Raw genomic sequence first — 13,205 nt, 5'->3', positions numbered from 1 at the left:
TAGTTCATGAATGAAATATTATATTAAAAATCATATACCGTCAAGAAAGGAAAATGGAATAAGGGAAAAGAGCAAGACGGAGGGAATGCATCGGATCGTGTAGCGGAGGCCGTAAAGCAGGAAACGCCCCGCCTTTTCTGCCCCCCTGAACCCTGCTCCAGCAGGCAGTGGAGAGGGATAAGTCTATTTTGTCAGCACCTCGGCGAGCCGGCGGGCCGTGAGGACGCAGCCCGCGAGGAAGGTGCCTTCGAGGGATTTTTTACCCGATGCGCCGCCGCCGCCAAACCCGGCGGCTTCCCCGATGGCATAGAGGCGGGGAATGGCGTCCCCCGCCGCATCCAGAACGGCGCAATCCAGATTGGTTTGAATGCCGCCAAGGGTTTTCCGGGTGATCAACTGGGTGCGAATGGCGAGCAGGGGCCCGGCTTTGGGGTCGAGAATCTGCTGATCCCTGCAGGTGCGCAGCCGGTCGCCGGTCCATTGCCGCAGATGATGCAGTCGTCGGATTTGATCGTCATTTTGCAGCTTAGCTCCGCACGCCAGATTCTGGTCATAAGCGCTGATCTGTCGCGTCATCAGGTCAAGATCCACATGCGGCGCATCGGTCAGTTGGTTCATCTTTTGCGCCAATTCCGGCAAATTCTCTGCGGTGATAAAATCCGGGCTTTCCGCCACCATCTGACGCACCAGCCCATCGTCTTTCAGCAGCAGCTTGGCCAGAAAGCGGATCATTTTGCGGTCGCGCAGGTCCGGGTTATGGGCAGCGCCGGAAATGGCGAGTTCTCGCCGGGCGATTTTCCAGTTCATCACCTGCCAGGTCCAGGGCTGGTCCTGCCGCGCCACTTGCTTGCAGAGATAATGGGTGTCAAACCCGGTGACCAGCGGCAGGGGGCCAATGCGCCGCCCTTCATGGTCAAGCCAGAGAGAAGAGCGGGTCGGCACCAGGCTAAGCCCGTGATTGGGGAATGTCGCTTGCGGATGGGCGATCCCGGCGGCGTAATTCCACATCTTGTCGAGATGGGTCACCTGGCCGCCCAATTGGGCCACCTGATCATGGAGATGGCCATCGGCGCTCGGGTGGCTGCCGTTGAGCATGCGGGGGGGTGCCTTCCCCCAGTTTTTCGGCCAGTGGTTCCGCACCTTGGCGTGGTTGCCGCCAATGCCGCCGGTGGCGATAACGGTGGTGGTGGCGGTGAGGGTGAAGGCTTCTCCCGTGGCGTTGTTGCGGCCCGTGACGCCAATAACGTCGTTGTTCTCAGTGATCAGGCTTTCGACCCGATGATGAAAGCGGAACCGGACCTGTTGTCGGGCCTGGGCGCGCAAACGGTCAATTAATACGGTCATCAGATGGTAGGCCGTGCCGAACAGCACATGATAGCGCGGCAGGCTGTTGCCCGGTTGAAACAGGCCGCGTTCGACCCATTGCACGGCGGGGAGGAATTTTATCCCCTGGGCCCTGATCCAGTCATGGACCTGTGGTGTAACCTGATCGACATAATAGCGCCCCCAGGCCCGGGGCCAGTTGTCTTCGGGGCCGAAATCGGCAAAATTCTGCCAGTCCGCCCAGGCGCGATCGGGGCTGTCCCGGATGCCGGATTTGCGTTGCAGTGGCGTGTCGACGAACATCATGCCGCCAAAAGCCGATTTCGCCAGGCCGCCGAGGGCGTCTTCCCCTTGGGCATCCAGCAGGGTGATCTGTCGCGTTTCCCCCCGGTCGAGCAGATCAAGCGCGAGCGTGACGCCCGCGATGCCGCCGCCGATGATCAGAATATCGGTCTTGTCCGTCATCAGCCGGTGACCTTACGGGTGAGCGCGCGTCCGATAAAGCGCATCTTGGTGCCGAAATCAAACCGATCGAGATTGGCCTTGATCGCGCCCTTGGTGAAGCGGGTTTTCTTGTTGTAGTCAATGGCAACCTCGACCACCACGGGCTGTCCTTTCGCCGCCGCCGCAAAGGCGCGGGACAGGCTGCTGTCAATATCGGCGTTGGTTGCCATATTGACGTAGGCGGCGCCAACTGACTCGGCGAAAGGCGCGTATTTTAAGCGGGGCAGGACGGTGCAGGCTTTGCGGTTATAGGGAATTTCCTGGGCCTGGGCGATCTGGCTCAGTTCACCGTCGGCAAAGATAAAATAAATCACGCCGAGACCGTCAGCGCTGGCGGTGAGGATTTCCATGGCGGTCATCAAAAAGGCGCCGTCGCCGACGATGCCGACCACCTGGGCTTCGCGATTTTCCAGCTTGGCGGCAATGGCGGCGGGCACGCAATAGCCCATGCAGTTGAAATCGGTGGGAGAGATAAAGCGCCGTTCGCCGCCGAGCGGCATCAGCTCGGCGGCGAGAAACGTATGGTTGCCGTCATCGGCGAGCACGATCGCGTCAGAGGCCAGCGCCTTGTCGAGCCCGTCAAAGAAAAGACAGGGATTGACCTTGCCGTCAGAGGCGTGATCGCGCCATTCCTGACGATAGGCGGCTTCCTGGTCGGCGATCAGGCGCATCATCGGGGTGTCTTGAGGCGAGGCCGCCTGTGCCGGAAGCGCGTCGGCCAGAGCCTTCAGGGCCACGGCGGCGTCGGCTTCAATACCAATTGCGGCGGCATAATTGGCCCCGAGGGCGTCCGGGTTGATATCGATATGGATGATTTTGGCGGCATTGGGGATGGAATAGCTGGCGGTGGCGATCTCGCCGAAACGTACGCCGACGGCCAAAATGACATCGCAGGCCTCAAAGGCCGCCTCCGCCGCCGGCACCGCCGCCGGACCATAGCCCATACCACAATGCAATGGGTGATCATGGGGGAAGCTTGTCAGGCCTTGTAGGCTGGTGGCGACCGGGGCGGCGAGGCTGTCGGCGATCCGGATGGCGTCGGCGCGCGCCGCTTTTGCCCCCCAGCCGAGGAACAGACCAACCTGCCGGGCGTCTTGAAGCATCTGGGCCGCGGCCTCAATATCCTTCATTGCCAGCTGTTTGGCGCAGCGGATGAGCGTCGGTGGCGCGGGCAGGTCGGTGACCGCCCCCTTGGTGAACTGGATATTGACCGGCAGCTCCACATAGACCGGGCCGGGTTCGCCGCTCATGGCGCAGGCATAGGCCTCATATATCATCGGCATCACCTGATCATGGCGCGTGATCTTGAATGTCTTTTTGGTCAGGGGCGTCATCAGGGCCTGCATATCCATATCGTGCAATTGATATTTATGATCCGTGTCGGTGCGCACCCCGCCGGAGATCACCAGCAGGGGAATGCCGTCAAGAAAGGCCTCGCCGATGCCGCTCATGGCGTGGGTCAGGCCAGCGGCGGGCACCACGACAAGCACGCCGATACTGTCCGAGGTGCGGCTGACCGCATCGGCCATAAAGGATGCGCCGCCTTCATGGGTGACCAGCATGGGGCGGATTTGGTTGGACAGATTAAGTTCGTCATAGATCTCGGTGGTATGAACCCCGGGAATGCCGAAGGTATGATGGACCCCAAGATTCTCCAGGGCGGTTCTCAAAAGACGGGCGCCGGTGCGTTGCATGAATTTTCCCTCTATATTTTGTTTTTATTTTTGATAACGACCCTGAGGGCTCTGATTATATATCTTTAAGATATAGTGTATCATATTTAAAGGCCGGGAACAACACTGCAGCTGGGTCTGGACTGACTAGCGGGTTTCTCTTGTGTCGGGGATCATAGGTATAATCCGGCCCTTCTACCAGTCAGTGGAAAAACGAAGTAAAATATGCTATACTTTAGCTTATTATAAAATATATGGGTGGAAAATGCGCACTATCACATCGTAAAAGTAGGTGATTGCAACATGCCATTTTTAAAAACAATTGTTCCATATTTGAGCCTCTTGCTGATCGTCACCGTCAGCGGGTGCAGTAGCTTTAAACTGCAGGAGCCTCACGCGCAGGCAACTGTCATATCCAAGTCAGACCTTCTGTCCGGTGAAGCCCTTTTTGGTGCCGAAGCCCGGCATTTTTCCCTGCCCAATGACCAGGTGATGATGCTGGATGAAGATATGCTGGAGTATCTTGATCGCTATGTGCCGCGGAGAAATCATGAACTTACCCGGATACGAAGCCTGCTCACGATGATGACGGGCGCAGGAACATTGAATATGCATTATGATATGTCCAAGACCTATACGGCTCGGGATGCGTTTCACAAAGCCGAGGGAAATTGCCTGGCATTCAGTTATTTATTTGCCGCGTTTGCTCGGCAGAAGGGGCTTAAAGTCAGTTTTCAGGAAGTCGAGATCCCGCCCCAATGGGATGAGGCCGACGATGAATTGTTATATTTCAGTCGCCATGTCAATGTGAAGGTTCATATGGGGGACTTTAGAGAGACCAGTGGCTATGTCGTTGATATTGATCGGATCAATTACAAGCCCTATTATCGCCAATGGACCATTTCAAACCGTGAGGCTATTGCACTTTATTACAGTAATATGGGTACAGACTATCTGCAGGAAGGGAATATTAAGGCCGCTTTCCTCTATTTGGTGAAAGCCCTGCGTCTGTCACCGAGAGATGCAGCCATATGGTCCAATCTTGGGGTGCTTTACCGGCACCAGGGCCTGCATAATTATGCAGAGAAAGCGTATTTTGTGGCCCTGAGCCATGATGGTCGGCAAAAGTCTGTTCTGAGTAATCTGAGTGTTCTTTATGATGAGATAGGGGATGCCGAAAAATCGGACTATTATTTCCGTCTTGCGAGAAGTCATCAGATGAAGAACCCATATTATCGCTACTTTCAAGCCCTGGAGGCGTATCGGTCGGGGGACTATGATCTGGCGTTGTCACATCTGAAGGCGGCATTAAAACGACGCGATGATGAGAAAAGATTTCATCAGCTTCTCGGGGAAACTTACGCAAAGCTTGGTGATGAGCCCCGGGCGATCAAGGCCGAGGCCAAGGTGCGTGAATTAATGGATATCAATTGACCGCTCAAGTAACTTCTTGAATTAGAACCCATAAATATTGAATTCCTTTTCTTATGTCTATAGTATTTATCTCATATAACTATGGGGTGAAAAATTTATAAGGGAGGGACTGGATGATATCAGGTAATGGAGTCAAAAAAGTGACATTACCACAGGACAAGCGCGGCAAGATGCCGGATCCACCGCTTAATCTCATGGAACATTTGCCTTTTCAGATCGGCATGCTGACCAATATGATCCGCCAGGTGACATCAGACGTCTATGTGCGGGAAAGCGGATTGTCGTCGCGGGAATGGAGGGTGCTTGGCATGCTGGGGTGCAAAGGGCCGATGATGCCGGCCCAGGTGGCGGCTGATACCGGTATGGATCGGGCGACCATCACCCGGGCGGTCAGCCGTCTGGAGAAACTTGGCTATGTTTTTACCGGGAGCGATGATCAGGACAGGCGCCGCAAGGTATTGTATCTGACACAGAAGGGCGCGACGACCTGCGAAGATGTGCGGCCGATCATGGACGCCAAGGGGCAAGCCTTTGAAGATGTTCTGACCAAGCAGGAATTGAAATATTATTATCAGATCATGGCCAAGCTTCAGGCCAAGGCGAAACAGATGCTTGAAGAAGCTGACGACTAGCCATCATGTCCCCTGAATGTTGCTGAATGCCGCAGTTTTACTTGTTCTTCGGCTTATGGTATTCTGGTGTTCCTAATAACAATAAATGGGAGCATGTCTTGAATATCAAACGATTAATAATGGCGATTGTTGCCGCCTATGTTGTGATGTCAATATTGGGGATGGCGGCGGATCAATTGTTGTCGGACTTTACCCCTATGATGAAAGCTATGGGACGTATGGGACCTGATCTGGAAGCACATTTTATCTGGATGATGTTAGGATACCTGATCGTCACCATATTCTTCTGTTATATTTATGCCCATTTTCATGAAGGCAAAGGCTGGACCGAGGGGGCGCGTTTCGGTCTCTATATCGGTTTGATGATGGCGGGGATCAGTATGGTGATGTATGCGGTTCTGCCTATGAGCGCCATGGAAAGCCTGATTTCGGCGATCACCGGGATCATCATATATGTGGCTGGCGGGATTACCACTTCGCTGGTTTATAAAGCAGAAGACTAAGGCAGTGCGTGATATAAACATGTCAAGCCGGGGCTCGCCCCGGCTTTTCTTTTGACGGGTCTGAGGTTTTTTCTCAACATTACTTGATAATGTCAATACGAGAAGGCTTTTTAACCCGGTAAAGCATTGCCGGGCGATGGGCTCCCTGCGTTTGCTTATGTCCTGTTTCTTCCACCAGATCAAGGGACAGGACCCATTTACGGAAATTGCGCTTGTCAAGCGTCTTGCCGGAGGCAATTTCATACACTCGTTGCAGATCAGACAGGGTGAACGCCGCCGGCATAAATTGCAACCCGATGGTTGAATAACTCATTTTGGCGCTGAGCCGCTGTTGCGCCATCCTGACGATATCGCTGTGGTCAAAGGCCAGAGGCGGCAAGTCACTGAGCGGGAACCACTGCGCCTCCGCCGCATCCGTTCCCGCCTGGAGGGCGACATCGTCTGACGGGATCAATGCATAATAGGCCACCGAGATTACCCGTTCCCGCGGATCGCGATCGATCGTGCCAAATGTCGCCAACTGCTCCAGATATACCCCCTGAACCCCGGCTTCCTCGGCAAGTTCCCGTGCCGCGCAGTGTTCGATATCTTCGTCCATCCGCAAGAACCCGCCCGGCAGGGCCCATTTTCCTTTATAGGGGTCTTCTCCCCGCCTGATCAACAACAGACATAGTGCGTTGTCCTGCACAGTGAAAATCACGATGTCGGTGGTAACCGCCGGATGCGGATAGTCGTAGCTGTAAGTCATAAGTCCTTTAAGTGTTTTGACAACACTTACTCGTTCGTGTAAAAATTACGTTAACATGGATTCGCGGAGAGTCCAATAGATCATTTACCGAAGATCCCTTTAAAAGAGAAGGCCTGAAATGAAAGCGGCATTTTATACGGAATATGGCCCCCCTGAAGTGATCAAAATTTCTGACCTGCCGAAACCCGTCGCGAAACAAGATGAGGTTCTTGTCAGGGTCCATGCCGCAACCGTGATCAAGGGGGACTGTGAATTCCGGGCTTTCACTTTCCCCGCCTGGTTCTGGTTGCCGTTGCGGGTATATGCAGGTTTGTTGCAGCCCAAGCGGTGTAATATTCTGGGGCAGGAATTGTCGGGGGTGGTCGAGGCCGTCGGCGATGCGGTAACCCGTTTTAAGCCGGGTGATGAAATTTTTGCCCCGACGGAGCTTGGTCTGGCCGCCCATGCAGAATATAAATGCCTGAAGGCGAGCGGGGTTATTTCCCATAAGCCACCAAATGCGACCCATGGGCAGGCGGCGACCCTGCCCACCGGGGGATTGAATGCCCTGCATTATATGCGTCTGGCCAACATTAAGCCGGATGAAAAAGTTGTCATTGTCGGGGCCTGCGGCAATATAGGGTCCTTCGCGGTACAGCTAGCCAAATATTTCGGCGCGGAGGTCACCGGCGTGGACAGCACTGATAAGCTGCAGGCGGTGCGCGATATCGGCGCCGACCATGTGATCGACTATGCGACGCAAGACTTCACCCAAACCGGCGATCAGTATGATGTGGTTTTTGACACGGCGGGCCATAGTCACTATGGCCGCAGCTTGCAGGCCTTGGCGCCCGGGGGACGCTACCTGTTGGCCAATCCCGGGTTTTTCCAGATGCTGCGGTCGCCCTTCTCCGGCCTGTTTAATGATAAGACGGTGCTGTTCAGATTTGCAAAATATGATCAGGACGAGCTGGATTTTCTGGGCGGTTTGTTGAAATCTGGCGATCTTAAACCATTGATTGACCGGGATTACTCCCTCGCGGATATTGCCGGGGCGCACCGTTATCTCGACAGCGGCGGCAAGGCCGGCAATATTACCATTACGGTGACGGAATGAAAGCCTTTACCTACCATAAATATGGTTCGCCGGAAGAATTGACCCTGGTTGAGGTGCCGCAGCCAAGACCAAAAGCCGATGAGCTTCTGATCAGGATTCAGGCCACTTCACTCAATGCTTCGGACTGGGAAATTTTGACCGGAAACCCTTTTTATGCCCGCATCTTCGGGCTCTTTACACCGGGTCATCCGATATTGGGGTCGGATATTGCCGGTGTGGTGGAAGCCGTAGGCGATACGGTAACGGGCTTCAAGGTGGGGGACAGGGTCTTTGGGGACAGCTTTGGCCATTTCGGGGGATTTGCCGAATATGTTTGTATGCGCCGGACAGAAGTGACGCCCATTCCTGCAGGATTGAGTTTTGCAGAAGCCTCTGCTCTGCCTCAGGCCGGGGTGGCAGCCTTGCAGGCGCTTGGAAACGCCGGAAAATTGCGTGCGGGCCAGCATGTTATGATCAATGGCGGTGGTGGCAGTGTCGGGTGTTTCGCGATCCAGATCGCCAAACGTCTGGGGGCCGAGGTGACGGGTGTCGATCACGGCGGCAAGCTCGCGGTGATGCGGCGGATCGGGGCCGACCATGTGATTGATTATGAAACGCAGGATTTCGTGGTTGGCGGACCGAAATTTGACCTGATTGTCGACGTCATGGCCCACCGGTCCATTCTCTCTTATTGGCGTGTTTTGCGTCCCGGCGGGGTTTACCTGATGCTGGGCGGCACCATGGGATGTTTGCTTCAGTCTTTGTTGCTTGGACCTCTGATCTCCCTATTAAGCTCCAAGAAAATGGGGCTTACCGGGCACAGACAGAATCAGCAGGATATGGCGGAACTGGCGCGGCAATCTGTGGCGGGAGAACTGCATCCCGTAATTGACAGATGTTATCCGTTTGATCAAATCCCCCAAGCACTTCTTCGTCTGGGTACCGCCAAGGCAATGGGTAAGGTGGTGATTATGCAAGAAAAAGATCATGCCTCTTGCGAATGGCCAGACGATAGTTAGCCTGAATATTATATCTCTGGCGGGCTAACATGACGTATTGTCGGGCGATATCCCTGGTGTAACAAGTTCACTCCGGCGCCTGGTAGGTCACCCGGTAAACCACGCCTGCTTTGTCATCGCTGATCAGAAGGCTGCCATCCGGCATTACCAGGGTTGCGGCGGGGCGACCCCAGCTCTTGTTGGTCGCTTCATCCAGCCAGCCGGTAATGAAAGGGGTGTATTGCACCGCCTTGCCCGCTGCGTCCAGAGTGACCATTGTCAGCCGGTATCCGACGTGGCCGGCCCGCGTGCTGCGGTTCCAGGAGCCATGTTCCGGGATAATGATTTGATTGTGATAGGCGGCGGGAAACATGTCGCCGGTATAAAAACTCATGCCCAGCGCCGCCACATGGGCACCCAGTTTCTGTGCTGGTTCCTGATAGTCTGCCGGGTTTTTGTCCTGGCCAAATTTTCGGTCGCGGATGTCGCCTTGATGGATATAGGGATAGCCGAAATGCTGATTTTTGCGGATCACGTGGTTAAGCTCATCAGCCGGCACTTCATCGCCAAGCCCATCACCGCCATTGTCTGTGAACCAGAGGTCGCCCGTCCCGGGATGCCAGTCAAAGCCAACACTGTTGCGCACCCCTTTAACATATATCTCCGGTGCAGGCTGTGCGGCGGACACATCAAGCCGGGTGATGGTGGCGAAAATGGGATCGTCGCTCAGGCAGATATTACAGGGTGCGCCAACCGGTACATATAATTTTCCATCAGGGCCGAATTTGATGAATTTCCAGCCGTGGTGGGTTTTGTCAGGAAACTGGTCCGTGGCCAATTCCCGGCGGGGAGAATTGTCCAATGTCCGGGCAATGGCGGGATAGCGATAGAGCCGGTCAATATCGGCGACATAGAGATCACCGTCCCGGTAGGCGACCCCAGAAGGCATGCTCAGGCCCTGATCAAGCACCACAACCTGCTGGGCGGCGGGGGCATGACCGGGATTGAGCAGGGCGTAGACCTTGCCAGCGCGTCGGCTGCCGACATATACGGTGCCGTCCTTCCCCATAGCCATCTGGCGGGCGTTATCAACTTCCGCATAAATGGAAATGGAAAAGCCCGGCGGCAGGCGCAGCTTGTCAAGCGGCAGGTCGGCGGCATGGGACGCTCCGCCAAACAGGCCAAAGCACAGGATAAAAGCGAAGGTTGTACGGATCATTGTGTGTCTTTTTTCAGAATTTCAGCTTTGTATTTCATTTGCTGGGTCAGGCGTTCCCAGTGCAGATTGGCGGCGGTATTGTATTTTTCCATGTCTTCGCGCCAGCGTTTTCGGGTTTCGCCGGAATAAAACAGATATAGTTTGCCGGTATCGTCAATTTGCCACAGTTCCGGCGTCGCGGGCTGGAGCGTGCCATTTAGCGCCATGGCGTAGGGGTCAAGGCCGCCAAACTGCGGCGCATATTTCTCCGGATTCTCGTTAAACATCTGCCGGTTTTCCAGAGTAGAGAAATACCAGTGGAACCCTGCCCAGGTGACCTGAAAGTTATGTTTGCCTTGTTGCGCGATCCCGTCTGTGTGGTAGGCGACGGCGTCAAAACCGTCGATGGCGATGACATCACTATAATCGCTCAGGCCATCCCGACTCTGGGCCTGATACGTGAAATAAAAGGAAAACCCGCCGCCGATGATCAGTACAATGGTCGAAATCAACATGATCAGTTTGGTGAAGTTATTCATGAATTGATGTCCTTAAAATGCGTCGCCGCCCTCGGCGAGATACGCTTCTTCTTCTGTCGTCGAGGGGCGGCCGAGGATGGCGTTGCGGTGTGGGAAACGGCCAAATCTGCTGATCACCTTGAAGTGACGCACGGCATAGTCGGTTTGCAGTTCGAGGGTGGTGCGTTGCTGAAACAGGGTGACGCAAAGCTCCTGGCCCTTGATGTCCTCACTATGTTCAAGTGGCAGATAGATGAAGGATTTCTCGATATCGGGCAGGGCCAGATCCAGCCGTCGGGCCAGCGCGGCATAGCTGAGTTCCAGCGCTTTAGCGTCGGTGGCGAAGGCCTGGGGGGTGCCGCGAAACATATTGCGGGGCATCTGGTCAAGCAGCAGAATGAGAGAAAGGACCTGCTGTGCGGTAAAGTCCATTTCCGCCAGATCCATATCTTTGAAATGCTGATAGCTGTCCATAAATTTGTTCTGGATCTGTTCGTCGAGGGGATCAGAGGAGGTGAACCAGTCCTGAGGCGTCAGTTCTTCAAACCAGAAACTGTATATGGCGGCGAGCCGGGTGAGTTCTGCAGGGGTCAGCATAAAATATTCCGTGGTTCATCGGTGGTTATCGGGTTTATCTTAAGGGAAAAAGACACTTCAAGACATAAAAAAGCGCATCGCCCTTTCGGAAAATGCGCTTAAAATAGGGTCTGGCCCTGATTTAGCGGGTGGGCACCGGCTCATCACCGCGATAATCATAAAACCCGCGTCCAACCTTGCGGCCGATCCAGCCGGCTTCGACATATTTAACCAGCAGCGGGCAGGGACGATATTTGGTGTCCGCCAGGCCTTCGTACAACACCTGCATGATCGACAGGCAGGTATCAAGCCCGATAAAGTCGGCGAGCTGCAACGGTCCCATGGGATGGTTGGCGCCAAGCCGCATGGCCTTGTCAATGGATTCGACGGAGCCGACACCTTCATAGAGGGTATAGATGGCTTCGTTGATCATCGGCAGCAGCAGACGGTTAACGATAAAGGCCGGGAAGTCTTCGGAATTGGCGGTCAGTTTGCCAATTTTTTCAATGAAGATTTCTGCCGTGTGATAGGTTTCTTCGCTGGTGGCGATGCCGCGGATCAGTTCGACCAGCTTCATCACCGGCACAGGGTTCATGAAATGCAGGCCGATGAATTTTTCCGGGCGGTCGGTGGTTGACGCCAGACGCGTGATGGAAATGGACGAGGTATTGGTGGCGAGGATTGCTTCCGGTTTCAGTTTCGGACACAGTTCCTTGAAGATCGCAATTTTAACCTGTTCATTTTCGGTCGCGGCTTCGATGGCGAGATCAACCTCTCCAAATCCGTCAAGCCCGGTAGTGGTGGTGATCCGGCTTTGAGCAGCGGCGGCGACATCCGCGGTGATGAGGCCTTTGCTGACCTGACGCTGCAGATTGATTTCAATTTTGGCCTTGGCCTTGTTCAGGGCTTCTTCATTGATGTCGCTGAGCAGAACATCATAACCTGCCACGGCGAAGACATGGGCAATTCCGTTGCCCATCTGACCTGCGCCAATAATTCCGACATGTTGTACCATTAAGGCTAACTTCCTTTAATCTTAAAACAATGTTGGAGACCTTCCCTGAACGAGAGGGCCCCCAAGTGTAAATCTAACTTAAGATAACTCTTTTTCGAGCTCAGGCAAAGCCTGAAATAAATCCGCGACAAGACCATAGTCCGCCACCTGGAAAATAGGGGCTTCCTCGTCCTTGTTGATGGCGACAATCACCTTGCTGTCCTTCATCCCGGCGAGATGCTGGATCGCCCCGGAAATGCCCACCGCGATATAGAGTTCAGGCGCGACGATCTTGCCGGTCTGGCCGACCTGATAGTCATTGGGAACGAAGCCTGCATCGACGGCGGCACGGGAGGCGCCCACGGCGGCGCCGAGCTTATCGGCAACCGCATCGACGAGAGCGAAATTCTCGCCATTGCCCATGCCGCGGCCACCTGAAATGATGATTTTGGCGCTGGTCAGTTCCGGCCGTTCCGATTTGGACAGTTCGGCGCTGACAAAGCTGGAGATGCCAGGATTTTCGGCGGCGTCAATTGTCTCGATGGCGGCGGAACCGCCTTCGGTCGCAGCGGCGGCGAAGGCCGTGGTGCGTACGGTGATCAGCTTCTTGGCGTCGCTGGACTGCACGGTGGCAATGGCGTTACCGGCATAAATCGGCCGTTTGAAGGTGTCGGCGCTCTCAACTGAGATGATGTCTGAAATCTGCGCCATATCAAGTAGCGCGGCAACCCGGGGCATGAAGTTCTTGCCCGTGGTGGTGGCGGCAACCAATACGGCGTCATAGCCGTCGGCGAGCCGGACCACCAGCGGGGCGATGACTTCGGCCAGAGGATGGGCGTAGTCGGCGCTGTCGGCAACAAGGACTTTGGACACGCCCGCGACTTTCGCGGCGGCGTCTGCCGCGCCGGAACAATCGCTGCCGGCGATCAGAATATCAACATCGCCCAGCGCCAGAGCGGCGGTGACGGTGTTCAGGGTGCTGTCTTTCAAGCTGCCGTTATCATGATCGGCAATTACGAGAGATGTCAT

Annotated in this window: 13 protein-coding genes; 5 read left to right on the top strand and 8 right to left on the bottom strand. The window is 55.0% G+C overall.

Translation table 11 applies throughout. The features are described 5' to 3' along the window. Positions 1–183: 183 nt before the first annotated feature. Complete coding sequence (locus tag FIV45_RS15020) at positions 184–1,788, bottom strand: FAD-binding dehydrogenase (protein WP_099470793.1); 1,605 nt, start codon at positions 1,786–1,788, stop codon at positions 184–186. Continuing rightward, the gene (locus FIV45_RS15015; protein WP_099470794.1) at positions 1,788–3,521 is read right to left on the bottom strand and encodes a thiamine pyrophosphate-binding protein; all 1,734 of its coding nucleotides are present in this window, start codon (positions 3,519–3,521) and stop codon (positions 1,788–1,790) included. The genes FIV45_RS15020 and FIV45_RS15015 overlap by 1 nt, the downstream gene beginning before the upstream one ends. A 282-nt stretch (positions 3,522–3,803) precedes the next feature. Here FIV45_RS15015 and FIV45_RS15010 point away from each other — a divergent pair, with 282 nt between their 5' ends. From FIV45_RS15010 to FIV45_RS15000, 3 genes are all read left to right on the top strand, one after another. Beyond that, positions 3,804–4,934: a tetratricopeptide repeat protein gene (locus FIV45_RS15010; RefSeq protein WP_099470795.1), complete on the top strand. Its 1,131-nt coding sequence runs from the start codon at positions 3,804–3,806 to the stop codon at positions 4,932–4,934. A 140-nt stretch (positions 4,935–5,074) separates the two neighbouring features. After that, a complete protein-coding gene (locus FIV45_RS15005; RefSeq protein ID WP_165776850.1) occupies positions 5,075–5,566 on the top strand; it encodes a MarR family winged helix-turn-helix transcriptional regulator in 492 nt (163 codons plus the stop codon). 98 nt (positions 5,567–5,664) lie between these two features. Beyond that, positions 5,665–6,069 carry a hypothetical protein gene (locus FIV45_RS15000; protein WP_133118499.1) on the top strand — a complete coding sequence of 135 codons (405 nt, stop codon included), beginning with the start codon at positions 5,665–5,667 and terminating at the stop codon, positions 6,067–6,069. Positions 6,070–6,148: 79 nt separating this feature from the next. On the opposite strand, the gene FIV45_RS14995 is transcribed toward FIV45_RS15000, so the two are convergent. Next, entirely contained in the window at positions 6,149–6,817 is a 669-nt protein-coding gene (locus FIV45_RS14995) for an NUDIX hydrolase (RefSeq protein WP_099470798.1), read from the bottom strand. A 118-nt stretch (positions 6,818–6,935) separates the two neighbouring features. Here FIV45_RS14995 and FIV45_RS14990 point away from each other — a divergent pair, with 118 nt between their 5' ends. Together FIV45_RS14990 and FIV45_RS14985 are read left to right on the top strand one after the other, a co-directional pair. Next, entirely contained in the window at positions 6,936–7,913 is a 978-nt protein-coding gene (locus FIV45_RS14990; protein ID WP_099470799.1) for an NAD(P)-dependent alcohol dehydrogenase, read from the top strand. Next, a complete protein-coding gene (locus FIV45_RS14985) occupies positions 7,910–8,911 on the top strand; it encodes an NAD(P)-dependent alcohol dehydrogenase (RefSeq protein ID WP_099470800.1) in 1,002 nt (333 codons plus the stop codon). Before FIV45_RS14990 ends, FIV45_RS14985 begins: the two co-directional genes overlap by 4 nt. A gap of 67 nt (positions 8,912–8,978) precedes the next feature. On the opposite strand, the gene FIV45_RS14980 is transcribed toward FIV45_RS14985, so the two are convergent. The 5 genes from FIV45_RS14980 to FIV45_RS14960 form a co-directional block, all read right to left on the bottom strand. Beyond that, on the bottom strand, positions 8,979–10,109 hold the full coding sequence (locus FIV45_RS14980; protein WP_099470801.1) for a PQQ-dependent sugar dehydrogenase: 1,131 nt from the start codon (positions 10,107–10,109) through the stop codon (positions 8,979–8,981). Next, positions 10,106–10,627, bottom strand: a complete 522-nt coding sequence (locus tag FIV45_RS14975) for a YHS domain-containing (seleno)protein (RefSeq protein WP_099470802.1) — start codon at positions 10,625–10,627, stop codon at positions 10,106–10,108. The genes FIV45_RS14980 and FIV45_RS14975 overlap by 4 nt, the downstream gene beginning before the upstream one ends. A gap of 12 nt (positions 10,628–10,639) precedes the next feature. Then, the gene (locus FIV45_RS14970; protein WP_099470803.1) at positions 10,640–11,203 is read right to left on the bottom strand and encodes a DUF924 family protein; all 564 of its coding nucleotides are present in this window, start codon (positions 11,201–11,203) and stop codon (positions 10,640–10,642) included. 121 nt (positions 11,204–11,324) lie between these two features. Continuing rightward, positions 11,325–12,197: a 3-hydroxybutyryl-CoA dehydrogenase gene (locus tag FIV45_RS14965; RefSeq protein ID WP_099470804.1), complete on the bottom strand. Its 873-nt coding sequence runs from the start codon at positions 12,195–12,197 to the stop codon at positions 11,325–11,327. A gap of 78 nt (positions 12,198–12,275) precedes the next feature. After that, positions 12,276–13,205 carry an electron transfer flavoprotein subunit alpha/FixB family protein gene (locus FIV45_RS14960; protein ID WP_099470805.1) on the bottom strand — a complete coding sequence of 310 codons (930 nt, stop codon included), beginning with the start codon at positions 13,203–13,205 and terminating at the stop codon, positions 12,276–12,278.

The organism is Paremcibacter congregatus (assembly GCF_006385135.1).
GTDB classification, from domain to species: Bacteria; Pseudomonadota; Alphaproteobacteria; order Sphingomonadales; family Emcibacteraceae; genus Paremcibacter; species Paremcibacter congregatus.
The sequence above is the reverse complement of the archived record's forward strand: the minus strand, read 5'-3'. Positions and strand labels throughout refer to the sequence as shown.

Bases quoted from the DNA above. Each gene is read 5' to 3' on its own strand.
- FIV45_RS15015 (WP_099470794.1), bottom strand. From the start codon at position 3,521: ATGCAACGCACCGGCGCCCGTCTTTTGAGAACCGCCCTGGAGAATCTT.
- FIV45_RS14965 (WP_099470804.1), bottom strand. From the start codon at position 12,197: ATGGTACAACATGTCGGAATTATTGGCGCAGGTCAGATGGGCAACGGA.
- FIV45_RS15010 (WP_099470795.1), top strand. From the start codon at position 3,804: ATGCCATTTTTAAAAACAATTGTTCCATATTTGAGCCTCTTGCTGATC.
- FIV45_RS14980 (WP_099470801.1), bottom strand. From the start codon at position 10,109: ATGATCCGTACAACCTTCGCTTTTATCCTGTGCTTTGGCCTGTTTGGC.
- FIV45_RS14990 (WP_099470799.1), top strand. From the start codon at position 6,936: ATGAAAGCGGCATTTTATACGGAATATGGCCCCCCTGAAGTGATCAAA.
- FIV45_RS14960 (WP_099470805.1), bottom strand. From the start codon at position 13,205: ATGACATCTCTCGTAATTGCCGATCATGATAACGGCAGCTTGAAAGAC.
- FIV45_RS15020 (WP_099470793.1), bottom strand. From the start codon at position 1,788: ATGACGGACAAGACCGATATTCTGATCATCGGCGGCGGCATCGCGGGC.
- FIV45_RS14995 (WP_099470798.1), bottom strand. From the start codon at position 6,817: ATGACTTACAGCTACGACTATCCGCATCCGGCGGTTACCACCGACATC.
- FIV45_RS14970 (WP_099470803.1), bottom strand. From the start codon at position 11,203: ATGCTGACCCCTGCAGAACTCACCCGGCTCGCCGCCATATACAGTTTC.
- FIV45_RS14975 (WP_099470802.1), bottom strand. From the start codon at position 10,627: ATGAATAACTTCACCAAACTGATCATGTTGATTTCGACCATTGTACTG.
- FIV45_RS14985 (WP_099470800.1), top strand. From the start codon at position 7,910: ATGAAAGCCTTTACCTACCATAAATATGGTTCGCCGGAAGAATTGACC.